The organism is Carnobacterium viridans (assembly GCF_900102725.1).
GTDB lineage: Bacteria > Bacillota > Bacilli > Lactobacillales > Carnobacteriaceae > Carnobacterium_B > Carnobacterium_B viridans.
Genome location: NZ_FNJW01000008.1, coordinates 55,809 through 80,241, shown reverse-complemented (window position 1 = coordinate 80,241; position 24,433 = coordinate 55,809). Strand labels below are relative to the sequence as shown.

The 24,433-nt window shown below is 35.9% G+C and carries 18 protein-coding genes, 1 tRNA gene and 1 pseudogene; 3 read left to right on the top strand and 17 right to left on the bottom strand.

Annotated elements, in window-relative coordinates; translation table 11 throughout:
* Positions 1-17: 17 nt before the first annotated feature.
* The 10 genes from BLT48_RS01870 to gdhA form a co-directional block, all read right to left on the bottom strand.
* On the bottom strand, positions 18-1,187 hold the full coding sequence (locus BLT48_RS01870; protein WP_035022410.1) for an FtsW/RodA/SpoVE family cell cycle protein: 1,170 nt from the start codon (positions 1,185-1,187) through the stop codon (positions 18-20).
* Positions 1,188-1,442: 255 nt separating this feature from the next.
* Positions 1,443-3,284: a translational GTPase TypA gene (gene typA, locus BLT48_RS01865; protein WP_023177547.1), complete on the bottom strand. Its 1,842-nt coding sequence runs from the start codon at positions 3,282-3,284 to the stop codon at positions 1,443-1,445.
* Between the two features lie 353 nt (positions 3,285-3,637).
* Positions 3,638-4,429, bottom strand: coding sequence for an inositol monophosphatase family protein (locus BLT48_RS01860; RefSeq protein WP_051923381.1), 792 nt, complete (start codon positions 4,427-4,429; stop codon positions 3,638-3,640).
* 59 nt (positions 4,430-4,488) lie between these two features.
* Positions 4,489-4,770, bottom strand: a complete 282-nt coding sequence (locus tag BLT48_RS01855; protein WP_089974740.1) for a UPF0223 family protein — start codon at positions 4,768-4,770, stop codon at positions 4,489-4,491.
* A gap of 17 nt (positions 4,771-4,787) precedes the next feature.
* On the bottom strand, positions 4,788-5,726 hold the full coding sequence (locus BLT48_RS01850; RefSeq protein ID WP_089974738.1) for a lactate/malate family dehydrogenase: 939 nt from the start codon (positions 5,724-5,726) through the stop codon (positions 4,788-4,790).
* A gap of 229 nt (positions 5,727-5,955) precedes the next feature.
* On the bottom strand, positions 5,956-7,362 hold the full coding sequence (gene lpdA / locus BLT48_RS01845) for a dihydrolipoyl dehydrogenase (RefSeq protein ID WP_089974736.1): 1,407 nt from the start codon (positions 7,360-7,362) through the stop codon (positions 5,956-5,958).
* A 12-nt stretch (positions 7,363-7,374) separates the two neighbouring features.
* The gene (locus tag BLT48_RS01840) at positions 7,375-8,997 is read right to left on the bottom strand and encodes a 2-oxo acid dehydrogenase subunit E2 (protein ID WP_089974734.1); all 1,623 of its coding nucleotides are present in this window, start codon (positions 8,995-8,997) and stop codon (positions 7,375-7,377) included.
* Positions 8,998-9,046: 49 nt separating this feature from the next.
* Complete coding sequence (locus BLT48_RS01835; RefSeq protein ID WP_089974731.1) at positions 9,047-10,024, bottom strand: alpha-ketoacid dehydrogenase subunit beta; 978 nt, start codon at positions 10,022-10,024, stop codon at positions 9,047-9,049.
* A gap of 2 nt (positions 10,025-10,026) precedes the next feature.
* Positions 10,027-11,136, bottom strand: coding sequence for a pyruvate dehydrogenase (acetyl-transferring) E1 component subunit alpha (gene pdhA, locus BLT48_RS01830; protein WP_089974727.1), 1,110 nt, complete (start codon positions 11,134-11,136; stop codon positions 10,027-10,029).
* A gap of 549 nt (positions 11,137-11,685) precedes the next feature.
* Positions 11,686-13,032, bottom strand: a complete 1,347-nt coding sequence (gene gdhA, locus BLT48_RS01825; protein WP_089974724.1) for an NADP-specific glutamate dehydrogenase — start codon at positions 13,030-13,032, stop codon at positions 11,686-11,688.
* 215 nt (positions 13,033-13,247) lie between these two features.
* On the opposite strand from gdhA, the gene def reads away from it, so the two are divergent.
* On the top strand, positions 13,248-13,811 hold the full coding sequence (gene def / locus BLT48_RS01820; RefSeq protein WP_035022391.1) for a peptide deformylase: 564 nt from the start codon (positions 13,248-13,250) through the stop codon (positions 13,809-13,811).
* A gap of 426 nt (positions 13,812-14,237) precedes the next feature.
* Here def and BLT48_RS01815 read toward each other — a convergent pair whose 3' ends face one another.
* Genes BLT48_RS01815 through BLT48_RS14135 form a run of 3 tightly spaced genes read right to left on the bottom strand, consistent with a single transcriptional unit; the run spans position 14,238 to position 17,596 of the window.
* A complete protein-coding gene (locus BLT48_RS01815; protein ID WP_035022388.1) occupies positions 14,238-15,680 on the bottom strand; it encodes a 6-phospho-beta-glucosidase in 1,443 nt (480 codons plus the stop codon).
* Between the two features lie 12 nt (positions 15,681-15,692).
* Entirely contained in the window at positions 15,693-16,694 is a 1,002-nt protein-coding gene (locus tag BLT48_RS14140; RefSeq protein WP_267462142.1) for a glucose PTS transporter subunit IIA, read from the bottom strand.
* Positions 16,695-16,729: 35 nt separating this feature from the next.
* Positions 16,730-17,596: a PTS transporter subunit EIIC gene (locus tag BLT48_RS14135; protein WP_280513123.1), complete on the bottom strand. Its 867-nt coding sequence runs from the start codon at positions 17,594-17,596 to the stop codon at positions 16,730-16,732.
* A gap of 138 nt (positions 17,597-17,734) precedes the next feature.
* Here BLT48_RS14135 and BLT48_RS01805 point away from each other — a divergent pair, with 138 nt between their 5' ends.
* Both BLT48_RS01805 and BLT48_RS14130 read left to right on the top strand, forming a co-directional pair.
* Entirely contained in the window at positions 17,735-18,439 is a 705-nt protein-coding gene (locus BLT48_RS01805) for a GntR family transcriptional regulator (protein ID WP_089974721.1), read from the top strand.
* A 1,156-nt stretch (positions 18,440-19,595) separates the two neighbouring features.
* A pseudogene (locus BLT48_RS14130) lies at positions 19,596-19,688 on the top strand (SEC-C metal-binding domain-containing protein); the annotation flags it as partial.
* 473 nt (positions 19,689-20,161) lie between these two features.
* Here the strand turns inward: BLT48_RS14130 and BLT48_RS01790 are convergent.
* The 4 genes from BLT48_RS01790 to BLT48_RS01775 form a co-directional block, all read right to left on the bottom strand.
* Positions 20,162-20,809 carry a hypothetical protein gene (locus BLT48_RS01790; RefSeq protein WP_089974715.1) on the bottom strand — a complete coding sequence of 216 codons (648 nt, stop codon included), beginning with the start codon at positions 20,807-20,809 and terminating at the stop codon, positions 20,162-20,164.
* Positions 20,810-20,976: 167 nt separating this feature from the next.
* Positions 20,977-22,758: a pyruvate oxidase gene (spxB, locus tag BLT48_RS01785; RefSeq protein WP_035022376.1), complete on the bottom strand. Its 1,782-nt coding sequence runs from the start codon at positions 22,756-22,758 to the stop codon at positions 20,977-20,979.
* A gap of 379 nt (positions 22,759-23,137) precedes the next feature.
* Positions 23,138-23,208: transfer RNA gene (locus BLT48_RS01780), tRNA-Ala, on the bottom strand.
* Positions 23,209-23,292: 84 nt separating this feature from the next.
* Positions 23,293-24,072 (bottom strand): Cof-type HAD-IIB family hydrolase, encoded by a 780-nt coding sequence (locus tag BLT48_RS01775; RefSeq protein ID WP_035022373.1) that lies wholly within the window; start codon positions 24,070-24,072, stop codon positions 23,293-23,295.
* Positions 24,073-24,433 lie beyond the last annotated feature (361 nt).

Below are 24,433 nucleotides of genomic sequence, written 5' to 3'. Positions count from 1 at the left end.
ACATCCAGTAAACACATTTAATTTCTGCTATTTTTTTCTACTACTTGCTGATTGCGTTTTTTGTCTGTAGCACTGACATTTAATACTAAGCCAATAGAAATCGTTAAAACAATCGTGCTCGAACCTCCATAACTGATAAATGGAAAGGTTACACCTGTGATAGGCAGTAATCCAATAACCCCGCCTAAATTAACAAGTCCTTGGACTAATAACATTGTTGCGATACCGATACAAATAAGTGATCCAAATGAATCTTTTGTTCGAATACCAACTAAGTAAATACGTAAAATCAGTAAACTAAATAGCCCAACAATAACCATTATACCAATTAAGCCCATTTCTTCACCAATAATGGACATGATGAAGTCTGTATAAGGTTCCGGTAAATAACCCGTTTTTTGAATACTTTCTCCGATCCCGACTCCAAAAATACCGCCACGTCGTAGTGCGTAATAGGAATTCACTAGTTGAAGTCCGGCACTTTCTGAAACGGCAAAAGGATCCCAAAAAGCTAAAAATCGGTCATATTGGTATTTCTCTAAAAAAGGCAGGCTCATCCCAAATACACGTACAAGTGCAAGTATACCCCCTATTAAAGCAACTCCTATTACTCCAACAGCCACTGATAATTTTGTTGACACCCCGCTTGCTAAGATCATAATAGTCCCTGTAACAAGTAAAATGGCAGCACCACCGACATCAGGTTGTAAAAGGATCAACAGTAAATAGAAACCAAATAAAATGAGCGGTGGAGTGACGGTTTCTTTAAAATTATGCACAAGTTGATTTTGTTTTTTTGAAAAAATATAAGCAAAATACCAAATAACTACTATTTTTGCAAATTCAGCCGGTTGAAAACCAAAACCTAAAATGTATATCCAACCTTTTGCCCCATTTGTAATTTGACCAAAAAAGAATAAGTAGACAAGTAAGATTGCGACAAATCCACTTGCACCCATTAAAAATCGCTTGTTTTTTAATAGTTTATATTTGAATAAAAAAACAATCATGCTCGTAATTAAACCTAATACAACAAAGAAAGCTTGCCGAATAAAGAATCGTTGCGAGTCATCGTACTTGCTTATAGCAACATAGCTACTAGCACTATAAACCATTAAAATCCCTATTATGGATAAAACTAAATAAGGGATAAAGATATAGTAATCAAGATATTTAAATTTCCTCATATTCACGGCTAAAAGAAGCCTTTGGCCTCCTTATTCTATAATTTTAATCCTGTCCTGATTAATTTTAAGCTGCCTTTAATCCATTATTCATTAGTCGCAAATTACGCAACACTATTATTATAGCAACAAACTATCCATCCAACAATAACAAAGGGCTCTAATTTGACCTAATTCCTTTTTTAGTAGGAAGGAGTTATAAAAAAACAGTTCCCCAAAAAATGAATCCATCATTTTTGAGGAACTGTCTCTTTAGTTTTAGTTTTGTGACGCTTTATTTTTCTTAGCAGATTTTTCACGTTCATTTTTATTTAAAACTTGTTTACGTAAACGAACATTTTCAGGAGTAATTTCACAGTATTCATCATCACCTAAGAATTCTAATGATTCTTCAAGTGTTAAATGACGAGGTGCTTTAATTACGTTAGTTTGGTCTTTATTAGCAGAACGTACGTTAGTTTTTTGTTTAGCTTTCGTGATATTAACAGTGATGTCATTTTCACGAGAATTTTCTCCAACGATCATTCCTTCATAAATTTCAGTTGTTGGTTCAATAAAGATTGTACCACGATCTTCAACACCCATGATACCGTAAGTTGTTGCTTTTCCAGTTTCAGTTGAAACTAAAGCACCATTACGACGACCACCAATTTTAGTTTTTAAACGTGGCAAGTATTGATCAAATGTATGGTTCATAATTCCGTATCCACGTGTCATTGAAAGAAACTCAGTAGAGTATCCGATCAATCCGCGAGCTGGAGCTAAGAAAGTCAATTTAACTTGACCATTTCCATTATTGACCATATCTTTCATTTCACCTTTACGAGCACTTAAAGATTCAATGATTGAACCCATGTATTCTTCAGGAGTATCGATTTGAACTAATTCAAATGGTTCACATTGAACGCCATCAAAGTCTCTTAAGATAACTTCTGGACGAGAAACTTGCAATTCGTAACCTTCACGACGCATGTTTTCAATAAGAATTGATAAATGCAATTCTCCACGACCTGAAACGATCCATGCATCTGGAGAATCAGTAGGATCAATACGTAATGAAACGTCTGTATGCAACTCAGACATTAAGCGTTCTTCAATTTTACGTGAAGTTACCCATTTACCTTCGCGACCTGCAAAAGGTGAGTTGTTTACTAAGAAAGTCATTTGCAATGTTGGTTCATCAATATGAAGGATTGGTAATGGATCTACATGGTTAACTGGTGTAACAGTTTCCCCAACGAAGATATCTTCCATACCAGAAACTGCAATTAAATCTCCAGCTTTTGCTTCATCGATTTCTACACGTTGCAATCCGAAGAATCCAAAAAGTTTTGTTACACGGAAGTTTTTAGTTGATCCGTCTAATTTACTTAATGTTACAGAATCTCCAACTTTGATTGTTCCACGGAATACACGTCCGATACCAATACGTCCAACATAGTCGTTGTAATCCAATAACGATACTTGGAATTGTAAAGGTTCGTCAGAGTTATCAATTGGAGCAGGGATTTTTTCAAGAATTGTATCAAAGACATGAGCCATTGTTGGTTCTTGATCATTTTTATCATCTGATAAACTAGATGTTCCATTCATTGCTGACGCATAAATAACTGGGAAATCTAATTGATCATCATCGGCACCTAATTCAATAAATAATTCTAATACTTCGTCTACTACTTCTGCAGGACGAGCTGAATCTTTATCGATTTTGTTTACTACTACGATAGGAACAACTTTTTGTTCCAAAGCTTTTTTCAATACAAAACGTGTTTGAGGCATTGTACCTTCATAAGAATCGACAACTAAAACTACACCATCAACCATTTTCATAATACGTTCAACTTCTCCACCAAAGTCAGCATGGCCTGGTGTATCCAAGATGTTGATATGAGTATCTTTATATTTAACAGCAGTGTTTTTAGCTAAAATTGTAATTCCACGTTCTTGTTCTAAAGCATTTGAGTCCATTGCACGTTCTGCCAATTGGTTACGTGCATCTAATGTATCTGATTGCTTTAATAATTCATCGACTAATGTTGTTTTACCATGGTCGACATGGGCAATTATAGCGACATTTCTAAGGTTTTCTCTTTTTTTCATTAATGTATTCCTCCAAGATTCTTCTTCTTATTTCAATGCTACTGAATCGCTATCTACGAATAAAAAAGTGTTCTGTTCAATACAACTTTGCACTTGAACTATTCATAAGTTTTTTGCAATTCTTTGATGAAAACGCATTGAAAACTTATGAAGACAACTATCAACTTGTCTATTCTAACACTTATAGAAGTAATTGAAAAGAAAAAAGACACATTTTTTGCAACTTTTCAATTGTAAGCGATTCATTCATTAGATGATTCACATTTTTTAAACACTGTTTTTATATTATGTCCTAAAATATGAAAATACTGCTTGTTTCTTCTCTAAATTATAAGACAACATTCAATCTCACCTTACTTTTTTGTGTTTAATAACATGATTATTTCCTTATGGGCGGTAGGCGTAGCAACAAGCGAAGGATTTTTTTGCAGCAAATCAATTGAACTTCCATTCATCTTAGTGTAGATGAGACCAACTTCTTCAGCAATAATTTTCCCGGCGGCAATATCCCACGGGGCTAAAGATGCTGCTATATAGCCAATCAATTGTCCAGAAGCAACATGAGCAGTCTCAATTCCAGCTGAACCAATCAATCGCACACCCGAACTTGCTCTTCCTACTAGTCTAGCTAACCCTTCTTCTTTTGACATAAGTGCGCTACTGATTGCTACTAATCCTTCTTTTAAAGATAGATCTTTAACAGGAGGCAGCTTCTTTTTATTGCAATAGGCTCCTTTACCTTTATGAGCTGAATACATCTTATCTTGCATCACATCATAAATGAATCCTGCTTGGCCTATCCCATCTTCATAAACAGCTACCATTATTGCAAAATCATATTGTTGTTTGATAAAATTTAAGGTTCCATCAATTGGATCTATGATCCATACTATTCCATCTAAATTTTGAAATTCATCTCCAAATCCTTCTTCCCCCATAATTCGTTCCCCTGGGAAAAACTGATGAATTTTTTCAATAAATTGTTTTTCTACAGCTTTATCAATATTAGTAACTAAGTCATTTCGATTCGACTTTTGCTGGATATCTAGATTCTCTTCAAATGATGACTTGATAAGTTTTGCAGCATCATAAATCCATTCTTGTATCAACTGAGTTCTTTCTATAAACTGATTCAAAACATTCACGTCCTCTTAAAAGTAATTGATTTTAGTTTACCAAGAAAAGTAAAAAAAACACAACTACTCTACTTTTCATTTAGATGGATTCTTTTCTTTGTAGTTGTTTTCGCTTCTTTCACTACACGATAAAGGGAGTAATCTGAAAGAGCTTCAAATTTTTTGCCCCACCTTTTTTCTTCTCCAATAGCTGGAATAACTCTCTTGAATTTTTCATACTTCATTAAAAACTCTTCTCTATCAATCTCTTTTTCATAGGCTAACTCTACCATACGCCATATATTAACTACATCTTCCATTTGTTCCTTTGTCCAATCATAATCAATTGGGTAACTATAATTTCTTTCCATTTTTAACCCTCCATTTATTAACCTTGTTCTATCCAATCTAATTGGCTTCGAATTTCTTTTGCAATAACAATTAAATTTTTTTGCTCTGTTTCAGAAAAACTCAACCCGGCGATTTGTCTAATGCCATTTCCTCCTAATACAACAGGAATCGATAATGGAATATCTTTCATTTCACCTATATCCATTAGATGGACAATTGGAACAATAGCATTTTCATTTTTTAAAATAATTTGTACCAAATTTAGTAATGCAGCTGTATGAGTGCTCGTTAACTCCTGATTCTCATTTTGCTGGTTTTGCTTTCTTATCTTTTCTTCAATTTCAAACATATCATCTTGATTAATATTTGTTGTTGGATCCATTGTTAATCCTAATAATGAATTTCCCCCAACACTTGAACGACTCCAAGCTGCTAATTTATGTAAAGGACTGGTTCCTCCAATAACATACCCTTTTACCTCGCGAAATGAAGTATCTAAAACCTTACTGACTAATTTTTGAAAATAAAGAGTATCAATATACGTACCTATGCCAAAAATTTTATGCTTAGGTAATCCAGAAAATTTCCATACTAGATATGTAAATAAACCATTAAATTCGTTTGCTACTAAAATCAAGCCACTAAAACCTGATGCCATAGCTTGATTGATGATTTTGCGCACCAGTAATATATTCCTTCTAAGGTACTCTGAGTCCTGCTCATTCTCCTGTCTTTCTTCTTTAGCACTTAAAATTAAAATATCTGCATCCGCATAATCTTTTTCACTACCTAATTTCAATTCATTTATAGAAAAAACTTCAGATGCATATTTCAAATCATTGATTTTATCATTTTGTTGAATAGAAAAAGGAAATAAATAAATATCTTTTACATTTAATGTCATCATACTCAAAAAGCAAAAATGATAAGCTAAGTCATCGGATCCAACTATTACAATTTTTTTGTCGTTTTCCATTTGATCTCCTCCAATGTTAGATATTATCTATTTTACCAACCTTACCAAACTTAGTATACCAAAATATCTTCTTAAAGTGGGGACAATACACCCGACATCTGGTATTAAACAACAAAAAGCAGAGATGCAAAAAAAGGGGTTGAGACAAATTGTCTCAACCCCTTTTTCAGTATGAACACATTCTAATTGGAACAATTAAAATGACTACAAAGTAGTAGATTTCTAATAATTATGCGTGGATCGGTAAACCTAATGCCAGTTCAGCAGTATCCATAGTAACTTCAGCTAAAGATGGGTGAGCATGAATAGTTGATGCAATATCTTCTGCAACCATTCCAGATTCAATTGCTAAACCAATTTCAGCAATAATGTCACTAGCACTAACACCAGCAACTTGAGCTCCAACCAACACACCTTCATCTTTAGTAGTTATTAAGCGAACAAAACCTTCAGTAGCGTTTAGAGATAAAGCACGTCCATTCCCAGCTAATGGGAATTTAGAAGATTTAACATCTAAACCTTTTTCTTTTGCTTCAGCAGCAGTTAAACCAACTACAGCCAATTCAGGATCTGTAAAGGCAACAGCAGGCATTGCTCTATAATCGATTGCTACTTTTTTGCCAGAAATTGCTTCAGCAGCAATTTTAGCTTCGTAACTAGCTTTATGAGCTAACGCTGCTCCTGGAGTGATATCTCCAATTGCATAAATGTTTTTCACATTTGTACGACCTTGAGCGTCAACTTTAACAAGTCCACGTTCATTCATTTCAACACCAGTTGATTCTAAACCTAATTCATCTGTGTTTGGACGACGACCAACTGTTACCATTACATAATCAGCTTCAATTGTTTTTTCTTCGCCTTTCACTTCATAAGTGACAGATACGCCATTTTCAGTTTCAACCGCTTCTTTAGCCATTGCATTATTTTCAATCGTAACATTTTTCTTTTTAAAGTTGTCTGTTACTAATTTAACCATATCTTTTTCGAATGTTGGCAAAATAGATGGTGCAAATTCAAGAATGGTTACTTCAGCTCCTAAGTTTGCGTAAGCTCCAGCTAATTCACTACCAATATATCCGCCACCAACTACAACAAGTTTTTTAGGAACTTCTGGTAAAGCCAATCCACCAGTTGAGTCGATGACACGTTTGCCGAATTTGAAACCTTTGATTTCAATTGGACGACTACCAGTTGCTACGATTGCATTCTTAAATGAATACGTTTGAGCAGCTACTTCAGTCATCACACGTAAAGTATGTTCATCATTGAAGTATGCTTCACCACGAAGAATCTCTACTTTATTTTTTTTCAATAAGCCTTCAACACCTTTAGTTAAAGAAGCTACAACTTTATTGTTTTTCCACTCTTGAGTTTTAGCAAAATCTAAAACCACGTTTTCAGCAGAAACTCCAAAAACTGATGAATCTAATGCATCTTGATAGTGATGTCCAGCACTGATTAGTGCTTTGGAAGGAATACATCCGACATTAAGACAAACCCCACCAATATACTCTTTTTCCACGATGGCAACTTTTTGTCCCATTTGAGCAGCACGAATAGCTGCTACATATCCTCCCGGACCAGAACCGATAACCACTGTGTCTAACTCTATTGCGAAATCTCCTACTACCATTTTAACTTCACCTTACCCTTCCATTAACAATAATTCTGGATCAGCAAGCAATGTTTTCAATTCATTCATTGCTTTTTGTGCAGTTGCTCCATCAATGATACGGTGGTCAAAACTTAATGACAATTGCATAACTGGTGCTACAACAATTTCATCATCTGCATTAACAACTGCTTTTTTAGCGATACGGCCTACACCTAAAATAGCAACTTCAGGGTAGTTGATTACTGGAGTGAACCAGCCTCCACCGATTGAACCGATATTACTGATTGAAATTGAACCGTTGCTCATTTCATTAGCGGCTAATTTACCTTCTGTAGCTTTACCAGAAAGTTCAGTAATTTCGCCTGCAATAGAGAAAATACTCTTAGCATCCGCATCTTTAATAACTGGTACAAACAATCCACGGTCAGTATCTGTAGCGATGCCGATATTGAAGTAATGTTTGTAAACAATTTCGTTTGTTGAATCATCAATTGATGCATTCAATGCTGGATATTTACGCAATACTGAAACGATAGCTTTAACAACGTAAGGCAAGAATGTTAATTTAACACCTTTACCTGCTGCGATATCTTTAAAGTGTTTACGGTGAGCCATTAATTTAGTTGAATCTACTTCGTCAAACAATGTAACATGCGGAGCAGTCGCTTTGCTGTTTACCATTGCTTTAGCAATAGCTTTACGCATTGGAGTCATTGCTTCACGAGTTTCAAGTTCAGCTTGGTTAGATTTGAATGCTTTAGCTGGAGCTGCTTCTTTCTTAGCTGCTGGAGCTTTAGCTGGAGCTGCTTTTTCAGTTTGTATTGGTGCTGCAGCTTCAGGTGCTTTTCCACCATTCTTCTTGAAGTTTTCGATATCTTCTTTAGTTGTACGACCGTTTTTACCAGTAGCAGAAACTTGAGTGATATCTACGTCATTTTCGCGAGCGAATTGACGAACAGATGGCATTGCTAAAACATTTTTGTTTGAAGATGGTGCTTCTATTGAAGCTGATGTTACAGTTGATTCAGTTGGCGCTTCTTGAGCAACTGGTGCTGCTGAGCCTTTAGGGTTGTGCTCTGGAGAGTCAATTTCGATCAATACTTGACCTACCATTGCTACAGTTCCTTCTTCAACTAAAATCTTTTTGATTGTTCCAGAAACTGGTGTCGCAATTTCTTCTACAGATTTATCGTTTTGGATTTCTGCAACAGAATCTTCTTCATTAACTGTATCGCCTTCAGCTACTAACCATTTTACGATTTCGCCTTCAGCCATTCCTTCTCCAACGTCTGGCATTTTGAATTGGAAGAATGAAGTTCCTGATGAAACTGGTGTTGCTGCAGGTTCTGGAGCAGATGCAGCTGGTGCTTCTGGTGAAGTAGCTGGAATAGATTCCTCTTCTTCATCTTCATATCCTGGAGCGTCAATTTCAATAATAACTTGTCCCACTGTTGCTACAGTTCCTTCTTCAACCATAATTTTTTTAACAGTTCCAGAAACTGGTGTTGCAATTTCTTCTACAGATTTGTCGTTTTGGATTTCTACGATTGAATCTTCTTCTTCAATTGTATCGCCTTCAGCTACAAACCATTTTACGATTTCACCTTCAGCCATTCCTTCTCCAACGTCTGGTAATTTAAATTTAAATGACATTTTATTTTTCTTCCCTTCTATATTTAGCTATTCTTTTAGAAATATTAAATTAGAAATTGTAAATTTCTTTAACTTTATCAGCAATATCAGTAGCATTTGGTAACCATGCATTTTCAGCTAAACCAAATGGGAAAACTGTATCTGGTGCTGCTACACGTCCGATTGGAGCTTGTAGTGAAAGGATAGCACGTTCAGAAATCTCAGACATAACCATTGCGCCTACACCTGCTTGACGTTGTGCTTCTTGAACTACTACAACGCGTCCAGTTTTTTCAACTGAAGCTATAATTGTTTCAATATCCAATGGAGAAATAGTTCTTAAGTCAACGATTTCTACAGAGATGCCTTCTTTTTCTAGTTCATCAGCAGCTTTAATGGCTTCACGCACCATAGCTCCGTAAGTGATAACAGAAACATCTTTACCTTCACGAGTAATAGCAGCTTTTCCTAGAGGAATAGTGTAACTTTCTTCAGGAACTTCATCACGGAATGAACGGTATAATTTCATGTGTTCTATGAATACTACCGGATCATTGTCTCGTAATGCAGAAATCAATAATCCTTTTGCATCGTATGGGTTTGACGGAACAACTACTTTGATACCTGGAGATTGAGTAATCAGACCTTCAAGGTTATCTGAGTGCATTTCTGGAGTATGAACTCCACCACCAAATGGCATACGAATTGTAATAGGCATATTACGAGTACTGCTCATACGGTAACGAGTACGTGCAGCTTGTCCTACGATTGAATCTAAGACTTCAAATAAGAAACCAATAAATTGGATTTCTGGAACAGGACGGAAACCTTGGAATGCAAGTCCAATTGCTAATCCACCAATACCTGATTCAGCAAGCGGTGTATCTGAAACACGTTCTTCGCCGTATTTTTCTTGAAGACCAGCAGTTGCACGGAATACTCCACCGTTTTTACCTACATCTTCACCGAAAATCAAAATATCTTGATCGCGTTCCATTTCTTGGTCAAGCGCTTCAGTGATCGCTTGAATCATTGTTTTTTGTGCCATGCTTATTTACTCTCCTTTGCTTCGAAAGCTGCAATTTGTTCAGCGATAACTTGAGTTGGTGTTTCATACATATTCTTCAAGAAATCAGAAACTTTTTGTTTTGGTGCTTGGTCAGCTTCTTTAACAGATGCTTTAACTTCTTCTTTAGTTTTTTCAATTAATTCATTTTCTTTTTCTTCAGACCATAATCCTTTTTCAGTTAAGAAATTACGGAAACGAATTAATGGATCGCGTTGTTCCCAGTAATCAAAACTATCTTTGTCACGGTAACGTGTTGGGTCGTCTCCAGATGTTGAGTGAGGACCGAAACGTGAAGTGACTGTTTCAATTAAGACAGGACCATTTCCAGCTACAGCCCATTCTCTTGCTTGTTTAGTAACAGCGTAAACTGCTAATGGATCCATACCATCTACTTGAACTCCTGGAATTCCAGCTGCTACAGCTTTTTGAGCTAATGTAGTTGCTGCTGTTTGTTTATGACGAGGAGTCGAGATTGCGTATCCGTTGTTTTGAACAAAAAATACTACAGGAGCTTTATAGGCACCAGCAAAGTTCAATCCTTCATAGAAATCTCCCTGAGATGAACCGCCATCACCAGTGTAAGTAAAAGCAACGTTTGGTTTGCCACGTTTTTTAAGACCGATACCAGCACCCATAGCTTGGATGATTTGAGCTCCAATAATAATTTGTGGTGGTACAGCATGTAAATCTTCAGGATATTCGTTTCCTATTGAATGTCCACGAGACCATAAGAATGCTTTTGATATTGGCAATCCATGTTGGATTAATTGAGGAATGTCACGGTATCCTGGGTACAACTCATCTTCTTTTTCAAATGCATAATGACTTGCTAATTGAGAAGCCTCTTGTCCAGCTGTAGGAGCGTAGAAACCTAGGCGTCCTTGACGAGCTAAAGCCATTGAACGTTCATGTAAAATTCTAGACCATACCATTTTTCCCATCAATTCAACTAGTTGATCGTCAGATAAATCAGGCATGATATCTTTGTTTACGACTTTACCGTCCTTATCTAAGATTTGTACCATTGGGAAAGCAGCATCAATTGTGTTTAACAATGCTTCAAAATCTACTGGTTGTTTTTTGTTAACCATGTATAACCCATTCCTCTCTCGTTTACAATATTGTTTTCAAAATTCTGTTTTATACTGTTAAAGAAACTGTATTACTTAGAATTTTTTACAATTTAAATTTAACACGCTTTCATCCTAGATGCAAGTAAACATGCCGTTGCTTCCTTGTAAAACAAGCCGTTCCATTGAAATTCTACTTTTTTTGATTAACGCACCATTCCACAAGTGAAATTATTCACTAACGCTTTCATCCGACTTTTGTTATATAGCACATAAAATATCCATTCGTTGTCGATTTAGACTACTACCCACCTTTCTTAAACTGTTATATAATTTATTTTAAACTGTATTACTTTTTTGTAAAAATTAACGTTATTTCTACTTTACACTTTTTTCACAAACAAATGATAATTTGATTAATTTTAGTTAAGATTTGTCTTTTTTCGTTTTATTTACTTAATTTCCTTTCAATTTTTTCGTTTTTTGTATTTAACTCCCCTATAAAAACAAAATTGTCTTTATAAAGCTAAAAAAAGAACCCAATCATTATTGGATTCTTCTATATTTTTTTTAAATCACGCCTTGACTTAACATTGCTTTCGCAACTTTTGTAAAACCAGCAATATTCGCACCGGCTACAAAATCCCCATCTAAATTATAAAACTTAGCTGTATCTTTTATTTCTTTATAGATGTTTTTCATAATTTTTTTCAATTCATCGTCTACTTCTTCAAAACTCCAATTTAGTCTTTGACTATTTTGGCTCATTTCTAATGCTGAAACTGCTACACCACCAGCATTAGCTGCTTTAGCTGGACCATAAACGATTCCAGCCTTTTGAAATTCTTTAACAGCCTCTAAATTACATGGCATGTTCGCACCTTCAGCAACAGCACCAACTCCTTGGCTAATCATTTTCTGTGCTGTTGGTCCATCAATCTCATTTTGAGTCGCACATGGGAGTGCAATTGTATATCTTTCATCTAAGTCCCAGATATTGCCATTTTCATAGACTGCATTTGGACGTTCTTTAAGATACTCTGAAATTCTTTCTCTTTTTTCTTCTTTGATTTTTTTAACAAGTGCCAAGTCAATTCCTTCTGGATCAAAAATATAACCATCTGAATCTGAACAAGCAATAACCGTTCCACCAAATTCTTGAACCTTTTCAATTGCATAGATAGCCACATTTCCACTTCCTGAAACAACGACTTTTTGATTTTTGAAAGATTTTCCAATATCGTCTAACATTTCTTTAGTAAAGTAAACTAACCCGTAGCCTGTAGCTTCTGTTCGTGCCAAACTACCACCTAAGAAAATCGGTTTTCCAGTTAAAATTCCTGCTTGGAAACCATTCAACTTTTTATATTGTCCAAATAAAAAGCCAATTTCACGTGCACCTACACCAATATCACCAGCTGGTACATCGATATCCGGCCCTATATGACGTTGCAGTTCTGTCATAAAGCTTTGACAAAAGCGCATAACTTCATTGTCCGATTTCCCTTTTGGATCAAAGTCACTACCGCCTTTACCGCCACCAATAGGTAATCCAGTCAGACTATTCTTGAAAATTTGTTCAAACCCTAAAAATTTCACGATACTTTGTGTAACAGACGGATGGAAACGTAGTCCTCCTTTATAAGGTCCTATAGCAGAATTGTATTGCACTCTGTATCCACGGTTTACATTTACTGCACCTTGATCATCGACCCAAGGAACTCTAAATTGTAGAATTCTTTCTGGTTCCACTAAGCGCTCTAAAATATTTTTTTCGATTAATTCTGGATGAGCTGCGAAGACTGGTTCGATAGTACCAAAAAATTCTTTGACTGCTTGCAAGTATTCCGGTTGATCCGGATCCCGTTCTGAAACTTTAGTATAAACTTCATTAACATAACTTTTTGCATCTATCATATTCTAATCTCCTCTAACTTTCGATTTAAAAACACGTTCTCTTTTCATGTTCACCATTATCCCATAATCTATTTATGAAAAAAAGTTTTTTTTCAACTTTTTATACATCGTGCAAAAAGTTGAGTTTACTGATAAAATAGATAAGATGAAATTGATAAAGGATTTTCCTTATGTGGAAAATGACTATTAGAAACATATATTAGGAGTGAAACGTTATGATTACAATGGAAGACATTATTAGAGAAGGCCATCCTACCTTAAGAATGGTTGCTAAAGAATTAGCATTGCCCCTTAGTGAAGAAGAAAAGCAATTAGGTAAAGATATGCTCCAATTTCTAAAAAACAGCCAAGACCCTGAACTTGCTGAAAAATATAACTTACGCGCTGGAGTCGGACTTGCAGCACCTCAATTAGACATTTCAAAACGTTTGATTGCTGTACACATCCCTGGAATTGAAGAAGGAATTGACGAACCAATTATTAGCGCTGTAATGGTCAATCCAAAGATCATCAGTCATTCTGTTCAAAACGCTTGTTTAACAGAAGGTGAAGGTTGCTTATCTGTGGATCGTGAAGTACCCGGTTATGTGCCTCGTCACAGCCGGATTACATTAACGTACTTCGACTTAGAAGGAGTACTTCACAAAACGCGTTTAAAAAATTACCCAGCGATTGTTATTCAACATGAAATTGACCATATCAATGGCATTATGTTTTATGATCACATCAATAAAGAACAGCCCTTTAAAATCGATGACGATGTAAAAGTTATTTCTTAATACTGAAAAATCAGAGACCAAGATTTACTGGTATGCTCCCCTAAAAGTAGACACTACAAAAAGCGACTCTTTGTCAAATGGTGTTGATAGAAGTAAATATCATTTCTTCTGGAATAGACGGGTTTGCTTGTGGAGAGCCATGGGAACGTCTGAAGCCTGTAGTCTTCAGAACTTTCAAGCCTCAAATATAGCGTAACTGCTAAAGCATTAACGCTATATAATTCGCATTGAATCCAATGCATGGCTACAAGCAAACCCTATTCCTCCAGAAATTTCTTGTAACCCATTTAACTAAGTTATCCACACTAAAAAGTATAGAGCCTAAAAAGCCATGCATGATTTTTATCATACATGGCTTTTTGTTTATTTACCTGTCTACTTGACGGGACATTTCAATTTAGATTCCAAACTGCCTCTTTAACTATCTTATAGATCTTCTCCATTCGATTCAATGACTTTTTTATACCAGTCAAACGAATCTTTCTTGCTGCGTTTCATTGTACCATTACCTTCATTATCACGGTCGACATAAATCATACCGTACCGTTTTTTCATTTCTCCAGTAGTAAACGAAACGATATCAATGATGCCCCAAGGTGTATACCCCATTAATTCAACACCATCATGATTTATCGCGATGCTCATTTGTTTGATGTGTTCACGCAAATAAGAGATACGAGCTTTATCATGGATGCTACCGTCTTCTTCAACAGTATCAATCGCACCAAACCCATTTTCCACAATGAACAGTGGTATTTGATAACGATCCCAGAAACGATTCAACGTGTAACGCAAACCTACAGGATCAATCGTCCAACCCCAGTCACTAGCTTTTAGGTAAGGATTGTCTACTTGATAAGGAATCTTTCCATGCACGTTAGCAGCTTCATCATCGTTATTTTCATCTTTATGATCCACCACATTAGACATATAGTAACTAAACCCTAGATAGTCTACTTTACCTTGTGCTAATATTTCAGCGTCGCCTTCTCGAATAGGAATAGTCAATCCTTCACGTTCGAATTCTTTCAGCGTATAGTTTGGATAATAGCCACGCACTTGTACATCCGGGAAGAAATAACGCAGATGCATGGATTCTTCAGCCAACATAGCATCTTCTGGATGAGCCGTTAATGGATAGATTGGTACATGAGACACCATCGCCCCTATTTGGAAATCAGGGTTGATTTGGCGTCCGATTTTCACTGATAGAGCACTTGCCAATAACACGTGATGTGCTGCAGTATACATCACTTCTTTAGCATTTTCGCCTGCTTCAACTTGAACACCCACGTTTGTCCATAAGAAGATTGGGTTTGTGTAATCCATCATATTGTTGATTTCGTTAAACGTCATCCAGTATTTCACTTTATCTTTGTAACGCTCAAAAACTACTTCAGCAAATTTAACAAAGAGATCGACTACTTTACGGTTTCTAAACCCACCATAAGTTTGTGCTAAGTGAAGCGGCATTTCAAAGTGAGTTAGCGTAATGACCGGCTCAATACCGTTTTTCAATAATTCATCAAACAAATCATCGTAGAATTGAAGTCCAGCTTCATTTGGTTCAGCTTCATCACCTTTAGGGAAAATACGTGTCCAGTTAATAGATGTACGTAAACTGTTCAATCCCATTTCAGCAAACAACGCCACATCTTCTTTATAACGATTGTAAAAATCAATGGCCTCGTGATTCGGGTAAAATTTACCCTCTTCAACCGTTTTGGTGATTTCGCGTGGTTTACCAGCTGCTCCAGCCGTCATCACATCAGCGACACTTGGTCCTTTACCACCTTGATCCCAGCCACCTTCGAATTGATGGGCTGCTAACGCTCCGCCCCATAAGAAATCTTTTGGAAATTTAGACATTTGAACATCCTCCTATTTTTTAATGGTTACTATCGTGCCTACTGCTTCTTTTGTTTGAGAAACCAATACATCTGCGTAATCATTAGTATTCGTTACTACGATCGGTGTGATAGTCGACAAACCAGCTGCTTTAATTTGGTCGATATCAAATTCCATAAGCAAATCGCCTTTCTCAATGGATTGCTCTGCTTCAACGTGAACAGTGAAGGGCTTACCTTCTAACTCAACAGTTTCCAGTCCAATATGAATCAACACTTCTACACCGTCGTCAGAAATCAATCCAATAGCATGTTTAGTACCTGCTACTAATGTTACTTTACCATTAAATGGCGCTACTACTCTACCTTCTGCAGGTTTAATCGCTATTCCTTTGCCCATTGCTCCTGATGAAAATACAGGATCAGGTACTTCATCTAACGGTACAAGCGTTCCCTTGATTGGAGATTGAATGTCAGTTTCTGAAGAACTATCTACAGCGACTGCAGTGTGGTTGTTGCTTTCAGCATCCGTTTCTGTTGTAGTCGATGATGCATCAGCTGCTGCTTCTACAGTGTCATCTCCATAACCAAAAATTTGAACCAATATAATTGGCAATACAAGAGCAATGATCGTTCCAGCCAATACTCCCCAGAAAGAAGAAGGATACTCAGCACTGTACGTGTTGATGATGGTTAGAGGACCAGGTAATCCTGTATACACAAATGAGAAAGAATTAAAGAAACTAGTTACCAATGAAGCAACTGCTCCCGTTACAACTCCAATAATAAATGGTTTCTTGAAACGCAAGTTAACCCCATAAATGGCTGGTTCAGTAATTCCGAATAAACCAGTAATGGCTGCAGATAAACTGACACTGCGGACTTCTTTTTTCTTTGTTTTTAAGAAAACGGCTAAAGCTGCTCCTACTTGAGAGATAACGGCGATTGTTTGATACACTTGGAAAGTGTCCATCCCATATTTTTCATGGTTGGCTAGAATGACTGGTGTAATTCCCCAGTGGACTCCTAGCAACACAAACAACTGCCATGCTCCCCCAATAATGATACCAGCTAAGCTGGGAAAGAAACCGCTAAGGCTGTATAACCTGTTGCAACTACATTCGCTCCGGCTGCAGATAACGGTCCAATGACGATAATGGTTAATGGAACCGCAATCAAAATACTAAATAATGGTGTAAACAGACGCGTTACGGCCTCTGGTAAAATGCGTTCTAAGATACGTTCCAAATACGATAATAACCATACCAGCAAAATAGCTGGAATAACCGTTGAAGTATAAACGGTTTCACTTAATGGCATACCGAAGAAAGAAATAGCTTCTCCTGCACCTGCTCGTTGTGCCAATTCTGAAAATCCTGGCGCTACCAAGGCAGCGTTTGCAAAAATTGCCGTATACGTATTTGTTTTAAAATGTTTAGACGCTGTTACCGCAATAAAAATTGGTAAAAATGTAAATGGTGACCAAGATACCACATCAAATACTTGATAAGTGCCCGTTTCTACAATGCTTGGCCAAAACTGAGACAAAATGATCAACGCCCCTTGAATTGTTCCGGCAGCTGCCAATACATAAACAAATGGCGCAAACACTGCTGACATCGTCGCAATGATTCGGCTAAAGATATTGCCTTTCTTCGTATCTTCTGTCGCTTCTTTCTTTTCTCCTCCAGTTAGTTCACTGAATTCAGTGTAAACTTTATCTACTGTGTTTCCAATAACGATTTGGAATTGTCCACCTTTACGAACTACGTCAATAACCCCTGGTAGTTTTTTTACAGACTGGACCATATCGTCATTTTCTTCTTTCAGTACCAACCGTAAACGTGTGGCACAGTGAGTCGAATTGGATATGTTTTTTTCTCCACCAATCTCTTCCAAAATACGCTCAGCTAAATCGCGGTTTTTATTTTCTTTCATGTTCTTCCTCCTATTTAATCGAAAAGCGTATGGGTATAATTTCATTTCTATATTTACATCATAAATTATACCCATACACTTTGTCAATACCCTTACACTTAAAAATATGATATAATTCTTGATAAAGGAGCCAAATTGATGAACAAATACCATGAAGTCGCCAACAAAATTAATAGTTACATTCAAGAAAAAAATTTAGCCCGTGGTCATAAATTGCCCACTCTCACTGAGTTAGAAAGTACATATAATGTCGGTAAAAACACCATTATTAAAGCATTGGAAGTTTTAGAGACAAATGGTATGATCTACCAAGTAAGAGGCAGCGGTACATATGTACGTGGTCGTCACCGCAAAGGTTTTGTTAATCTAACGGATGTTCAAGGATTCCAAAGTATTTTTAGAGAATTCAATTTATCCTCTGAGGTTATTGAATTGAAAGAAATCCAAGCTCCTTCAAATGTAGCAGAAATACTTGAACTTACAGACCAAGAAACGCTTTATTACATTAAACGCGTGCGTTATATCGAATCCCGTCCTTTTTGTGTGGAAGAGTCCTATTACCTCAAAACGGTCGTGCCCTATTTAAATAAAGAAATTGCCAGCCAATCTATTTTTAACTATCTAACAAATGACTTAAAAATAAATATTCATTTTTCCGATTTATTTATGCGTATCGGAAAATTAAATCAAGAAGAAGCAGTATATCTACAGTTGGAAACACACGACCCTTCTTTAATTATCGAAAGTATTTATTATTTAAGCAACGGTCGCCCGTTTAACTATTCCAACATTAAATACCATCACGAAGAAGCTCAGTTCTTTGTACAAGGGAATAATTTTTAAATTTAGATTTAAACTATCAATATAAATAAATACTTTTCTAAAGGAGACAGACTAAATGTCAGAAGAATTCACTCAAGAAATGCGCGATGAACTATATGGTCACATCATCGTTTTGCATAAACCGGTCTTTTCTTTTACGAAATGCCTAACGACGTATTCAAAAGAAGATATGATCACAATAGCCGATGATCTTCGTTATAGAGTACGCCGTAGTAAAACAAAAACCGTTATTGCTGAAGATTTATTCAAAGAACTATCACTTAAAAGTCGACATCAATTATCTTTTCAATCAAAAGAAAATATTCAACTCTTAAAAGAATTGGTGAATGGTCCAAAAAAAATTGATTTTATTCCTTTCTTCCATAAAAATCCAGACTTATTTGATTTACTTTATTTCCGTTGGGTATTCTTATTTTATTACGAAGATACTTACACTTTAGTAATGCCAAATGAAACTAAAGAAATGCTGCAAAACTTTATTGATGATCTTGATTTTAAAGAAGAAAATAAAAGGAAAAACCTACTTCATGAATACGTAGAAGCATTTATGAATCTGTACGGCGCTTTTGAAACGGACTTTTTCTTAAAAGTATGGACACAACACAACAAACAATATCCATTAGAACTGAACAAATTATTGTTTGAATTAATTGAGTTAGCTTGGTTTAATGAACGATTAAGACTTACAGATAATCTAGAATACATTTTTGATAACTCTTTTTTAAATGAAAATGATGTACCTGTTTTCTTATCGAGTTCTTCACACCACAATTATTACCAACCAACAAAAGCTGATATTAACTATTTTGCTAAACACGAGTTTGATGAGCGAACTGCTCAATACAAAAAAATGAGTCGATTTTTCGCTAAAAAGTTGAGTTCAGAAGAACTGATAGATATCATGGATCTGATTATGGTCCATATTAAACTCGATTTAGACATGCAAAATCTATTTGGAGAACTGAACAGTCAATTTAGCATTGTTTTTAATAGCGCGAAAGACATAGAAGAATTTAGTCACCTATATTTAAACTTAAACAACCATTCGCGCAAATTGTCCAACAAAGGTCATACGCCAGAAGAACTATCTAAAAATCAGAATACATTGTCCTCTGCTCCTAATAATGTAGTTCCTTTTACGAATAAAAACACTGGAAAGCAAAAACCTATCCGAGTAAAAAAAGGTGGCCGAAATGAGCCGTGCCCTTGTGGTAGCGGGAAAAAATACAAACATTGTCATGGGAAATAAATGCAAAAAGCCCTCGAGTGAGAAAAAACACTTGATGGCTTTTTACATATTTTTTGTTGGTTGCTTTATCTCTTAAGTTTATTACACAAATAAAAAAAACTTCTCATTAGCGCAATATTAGTTTTATAGATAAGTAATTTATGTCAGCAGAACACGTTGTTAATACAAGTATCGCATCCGGTAAATCTGACAAATTAGTTTTTTTATTAACTGCATGTCTTATACTATTGTTACTTGCTAATCCATAAATTGTCTCGAAAGGTTTTATAAACGTTAAATCAAATTCATAATCAACCATTGTTATATTTCTTAGATAGGTCTTACCATAGAAAAAAAATATCCCCTTCTCCTAATAACTTGATTGCTCTTGAAGGAGCAACAGTTGTTTTAATTCTCTTTGGAGATTCTGTTATGTTTTTTTATTATCAATTGAGGCTGTTTATTTTGTTCAAATATGACCAAAAATATTCATTTTACAAACCATATCTTCGCTCAAAATCTTCCTTTTCTAATCTGATGGCTGATTTATCCCCAATCATTCGGAAAATTTCAAAGTAATCTTGGTTATCAAATGTCGGGGTGCCTATCGGTTCAATCCCAATACGATCTCCAGCCCAGCTGCCGTTTGAATCATTCCGTTCTTCTGCTTGGGCTAATACAAAATAAGGCAACAGATTTTTTGTTCTTCTAAATAGACGCTGATCGATAGTCATAAATAAATGCGAATCATAATTGATGAGCACAAATTGATTCACAAATTGTTTCCATTTCTTTTTCAATCGTTTCGCTTCGGATGGAGGAATGGAAATGACATGAATCTCACTCTTTATATGGACCTCGCGTCTCAATATTTGCTTGTAACCCTGAAAATATTCATAGTCTTCTTGCTGTGTGAGGTAATCTCTCATTTCTAAAGAGTCTACAACTAAAGCAATTTTATCACCCTTCCAATCAGCCATTAATAATTGGAATAACTCATACTGAAAAGGATTCCCTAACTCTGGATGAACATTGGTAATATCTTTTATAGTACTTTTGCCAGAAAAAGTTAATTCTGCCGGTTCCATGATTATTTTTTTATTCAAATTTACCAATAACTGCTCTTGATTGTCTATTTTCAACTTCAACGCCTCCGATTTTTATGGTTATACTATACGTCTTTACAATACGCATTATTCAAACAATTCCTTTTAGATTTATATAACATCTGCCTAACAAAAAAAGTTGAGTCACCACTTTAACATGGTGACTCAACTTTCTATTAAATATTAAGTTATCTATCAGAAAATTATTTAGCTACGATAGATTCTAGACCTTCAGCTTTTAGGTACTCGCTAAATGGTACTAATTCTTCAGCTTCATATTTTTCTTTGTAAGCTTTAATTTCTTCAGCGCTATACAATGTAGGGTCTAATTTCAATGTTTCCACTGGAATTGGACGTTCTTTTGTAATTTTAGCATCAATTACGACTGTTTTACCTTCTTTGTTAGCTTTAACAGCATCAGCCATTACTTGATCCATGTCTTCGATACGGCTTACTGTGAAACCAATAGCACCTTGTGCCTCACCAATTTTAGCGTAGTCTACATCAGTAAATTCAGTACCGAAAGTATTTGTATTTGTATCTTCGTATTTGTTCTTGATGAAACCATACTCAGTGTTAGTGAATACTACGTTGATAACAGGCATTTCGTAACGTACGTTAGTAACAACGTCTTGATAGTTCATAGAGAACGCACCATCACCCATTAAGTTAAATGCTTGACGATCAGGATATACGTTTTTAGCAGCAATACCACCAGGAAGTGCAATACCCATAGAAGCAAACAATGGAGAAGTTCTCCACATGTTTTTAGGAGTCATGTGCAAGTGACGGATAGATGTTTGAGTTGAGTTCCCAACATCAATTGAATAGATTGCATCTTCGTCAGCATATTTGTTGATAGCGTTGTATACTTGATAAAGTTGTAAAGCACCAGATTCTTTTGTTTCCAACTTAGTCATGTAATCACGCCAGTTTTGAACGTTTTTCAAGTTAGCAGTCCACCATGCTGATTCTTCAACAGGTGCTACTTTTTCTAGTAATGAGTGAACTGCTTCACCAGCATCACCAAGAATAGCAACATCTGCGTTATGACGTTTACCAAGCATTGTTGGGTTGTTGTCGATTTGAATGAATTTTTCAACGCTTCCGAAAGTATTTTCTACTTCAGCAAACGGGAAGTTTGAACCAACGAAAAGAACTGTATCTGCTTCTCTAACAGCTTCGTTAGCTGGTTTCCAACCAACACGGTATGTTGAACCAGTTAATCCTTCAAAGTCATAGTCGAAAGTTTCAAAGTTTTTACCAGTTGTGATAACTGGAGCTTTTAATTTACGAGATAATTCTTGAACTGCTGGACCATGTCCCATAGTTCCGATACCTGCATAGATAACAGGACGTTTAGCGTTGTTTAATACTTCAACAGCTGCGTCGATATCTGCTTCGTTGATTGCAGAAGAAACGTAATCACGGTAGCTGTGACCTGAAGAGTAGAATGCGTCGTTAGCAATTTCATGGTAACCGAAGTCACCAGGTACTTCCAACACAGCTACTCCACGTTTAGAGATAGCCGTACGAATTGCGTCGTCGATCAATTTTGGTAATTGTTCAGCGTAAGCAACACGACGGTTGTAAACTGCGATGTGATCAAACATTGGGTTTTGGTTTAATTCTTGGAATGCATCCATGTTTAATTCTCTTTGTGGACGAGATCCTAAGATAGCTAAAACTGGTGTATTATCCATAGCTGCATCGTAAAGACCGTTGATTAAGTGAGATGCACCGGGACCACCTGATCCAACACACACACCTAATTTTCCGCCGAATTTCCATTGCATTACAGCTGCCATTGCTCCTACTTCTTCATGTTTTACTTGTAGGAATTTAATATCTGTTTCTTCTTGTTCGCCTAAAGCTTCCATTAAAGGAGCCAAAGTTCCTGAAGGAATACCATAAATTGTGTCTATTCCCCATCCCGCTAAAACTTTTAATGAAGCTGTACTAACTTTAGTTTTTCCATTTGTCATTTTAAAAATCCTCCTAAATTAATTTCATAAAATAAACGCCAGTCCAATTTTAACACGTTTAAATTAAGAATCAAGGTTTACTTTCCAATAAAATGAAATTCTGTGAAAAAATGTACAGATTTTTAACCTAATCTAACGAACCATTCAAAATTCCATCATTTATTCTACATATTTACAATTAAAAACAATAAATCGCTCAATTTGACTAATAAATAGTTTTATCAATCAAATGAATTCCAAACCAAGATTCATTTGATTATAAAACAAATTTATCTATTAAGAGAGTCCTAAACTCCAACCTGAAAAGCATCACAAGCAAAAAGCATTGATATAAACCTATTATATCAATGCTTTTACAAACAACTATTAAATTCAAGTATGGAGTCTACGGGAATTGAACCCGTATTAATTGGCTGCCAGCCAATCGTAATCCCATTATACCAAGACCCCAGAGTAGAATGCTTCAGCAACTAAATAACTGAGCCATACTCCCAATATAAATAAATCGAAATTTATCTATTGACTGCCTACTTATTATATCAAACCCAGTTCTTTTAATGCAATATAAATTCCATCTTCATTGCAACTTTTTGTTACTTTATCGGCTCTTAACTTTACACTTTCTAAAGCATTGCCCATTGCTACTCCAGTTCCAACTTTTTCAATCATTTCTAAATCGTTCAAGCCATCTCCAAACGCAATGGTATCTTCTATGTTAAAGCCATTTTCTAAAGCAACTCTAATGACCGTATTTGCTTTTGAACCATCATGCGGCAATACATCTACTCCAGAATCATGCCAACGTACAAACCGGAATTTTGAAAACTGTCCACTCTCATAAAATTGTTTCTCGTCTTCGCGGTAAAACAGCAAACATTGAACTAACGAGTTGTGTAAGTAAAAATCTCGATCGTATTTTGGGACGCCATAACCTACAGATTTCATAGCTGTAGTTATACTAACGTCAGCTTCTTCATTTCTTCTTCTTAATGTCTCTGGTGTTTCATAAATCATGTCATGATTATTCAAATCTGCTACTTGAATAAGTTTCTCTAATTGAGCTTGGTCCAACGGGTTTTCGTAAACTTGTTCGTTATGTAAGTATCCTGCTGCTCCATTACAAACAACATAATGGCTAATTTCTAATTCATCAATGATATTTTGAGCCATGAATAAATTTCGTCCAGTAGCAATAGCTATTTCATGACCGTTATTTTTTAGTTCTTTAATCGCTAATTTGGTGCTCTCTGGGATGTTTTTTTGATCATTAACTAATGTTCCATCGATATCAAAAAAAATCATTTTCTTTTGCATGTTTAGGTTCTTCCTTTCTGTTGCTGCTTATAAGACAATTGTACCCTTTATTCTTCTAGACTACTAGACTGAAAAACAAAAAAACATGGAAGTCCATTCACGCTGGACTTCCATGTTTTTTTGGTTCTTCAACATTTGACGTTGGTCAGTAATTAATTGAGTTTCTTTTAACACATTCCAGAAATTTTCGGAGGAATAGGAGAAGCTTGCAGCCATGAAAAAGGATGCATTGAGAATTACTTAGCGTTCGGCTTTAGCCGCTACGTTAAGTTTGACGCTTGCAAGTTTTGAGACGCGTTCTTCGGCTCAAAATGGTCCCATGGCTTTCCGCAAGCTATCCCGTAATCCGAAGGAAATTTCC

What these genes read in the sequence shown, in the direction of transcription:
- BLT48_RS01870 (WP_035022410.1), bottom strand. Translation starts at nt 1,187, where the DNA reads ATGAGGAAATTTAAATATCTTGATTACTATATCTTTATCCCTTATTTA.
- typA (WP_023177547.1), bottom strand. Translation starts at nt 3,284, where the DNA reads ATGAAAAAAAGAGAAAACCTTAGAAATGTCGCTATAATTGCCCATGTC.
- BLT48_RS01855 (WP_089974740.1), bottom strand. Translation starts at nt 4,770, where the DNA reads ATGGAAAGAAATTATAGTTACCCAATTGATTATGATTGGACAAAGGAA.
- BLT48_RS01850 (WP_089974738.1), bottom strand. Translation starts at nt 5,726, where the DNA reads ATGGAAAACGACAAAAAAATTGTAATAGTTGGATCCGATGACTTAGCT.
- lpdA (WP_089974736.1), bottom strand. Translation starts at nt 7,362, where the DNA reads ATGGTAGTAGGAGATTTCGCAATAGAGTTAGACACAGTGGTTATCGGT.
- BLT48_RS01840 (WP_089974734.1), bottom strand. Translation starts at nt 8,997, where the DNA reads ATGTCATTTAAATTTAAATTACCAGACGTTGGAGAAGGAATGGCTGAA.
- BLT48_RS01835 (WP_089974731.1), bottom strand. Translation starts at nt 10,024, where the DNA reads ATGGCACAAAAAACAATGATTCAAGCGATCACTGAAGCGCTTGACCAA.
- pdhA (WP_089974727.1), bottom strand. Translation starts at nt 11,136, where the DNA reads ATGGTTAACAAAAAACAACCAGTAGATTTTGAAGCATTGTTAAACACA.
- gdhA (WP_089974724.1), bottom strand. Translation starts at nt 13,032, where the DNA reads ATGATAGATGCAAAAAGTTATGTTAATGAAGTTTATACTAAAGTTTCA.
- def (WP_035022391.1), top strand. Translation starts at nt 13,248, where the DNA reads ATGATTACAATGGAAGACATTATTAGAGAAGGCCATCCTACCTTAAGA.
- BLT48_RS01815 (WP_035022388.1), bottom strand. Translation starts at nt 15,680, where the DNA reads ATGTCTAAATTTCCAAAAGATTTCTTATGGGGCGGAGCGTTAGCAGCC.
- BLT48_RS14135 (WP_280513123.1), bottom strand. Translation starts at nt 17,596, where the DNA reads ATGAAAGAAAATAAAAACCGCGATTTAGCTGAGCGTATTTTGGAAGAG.
- BLT48_RS01805 (WP_089974721.1), top strand. Translation starts at nt 17,735, where the DNA reads ATGAACAAATACCATGAAGTCGCCAACAAAATTAATAGTTACATTCAA.
- spxB (WP_035022376.1), bottom strand. Translation starts at nt 22,758, where the DNA reads ATGACAAATGGAAAAACTAAAGTTAGTACAGCTTCATTAAAAGTTTTA.
- BLT48_RS01775 (WP_035022373.1), bottom strand. Translation starts at nt 24,072, where the DNA reads ATGCAAAAGAAAATGATTTTTTTTGATATCGATGGAACATTAGTTAAT.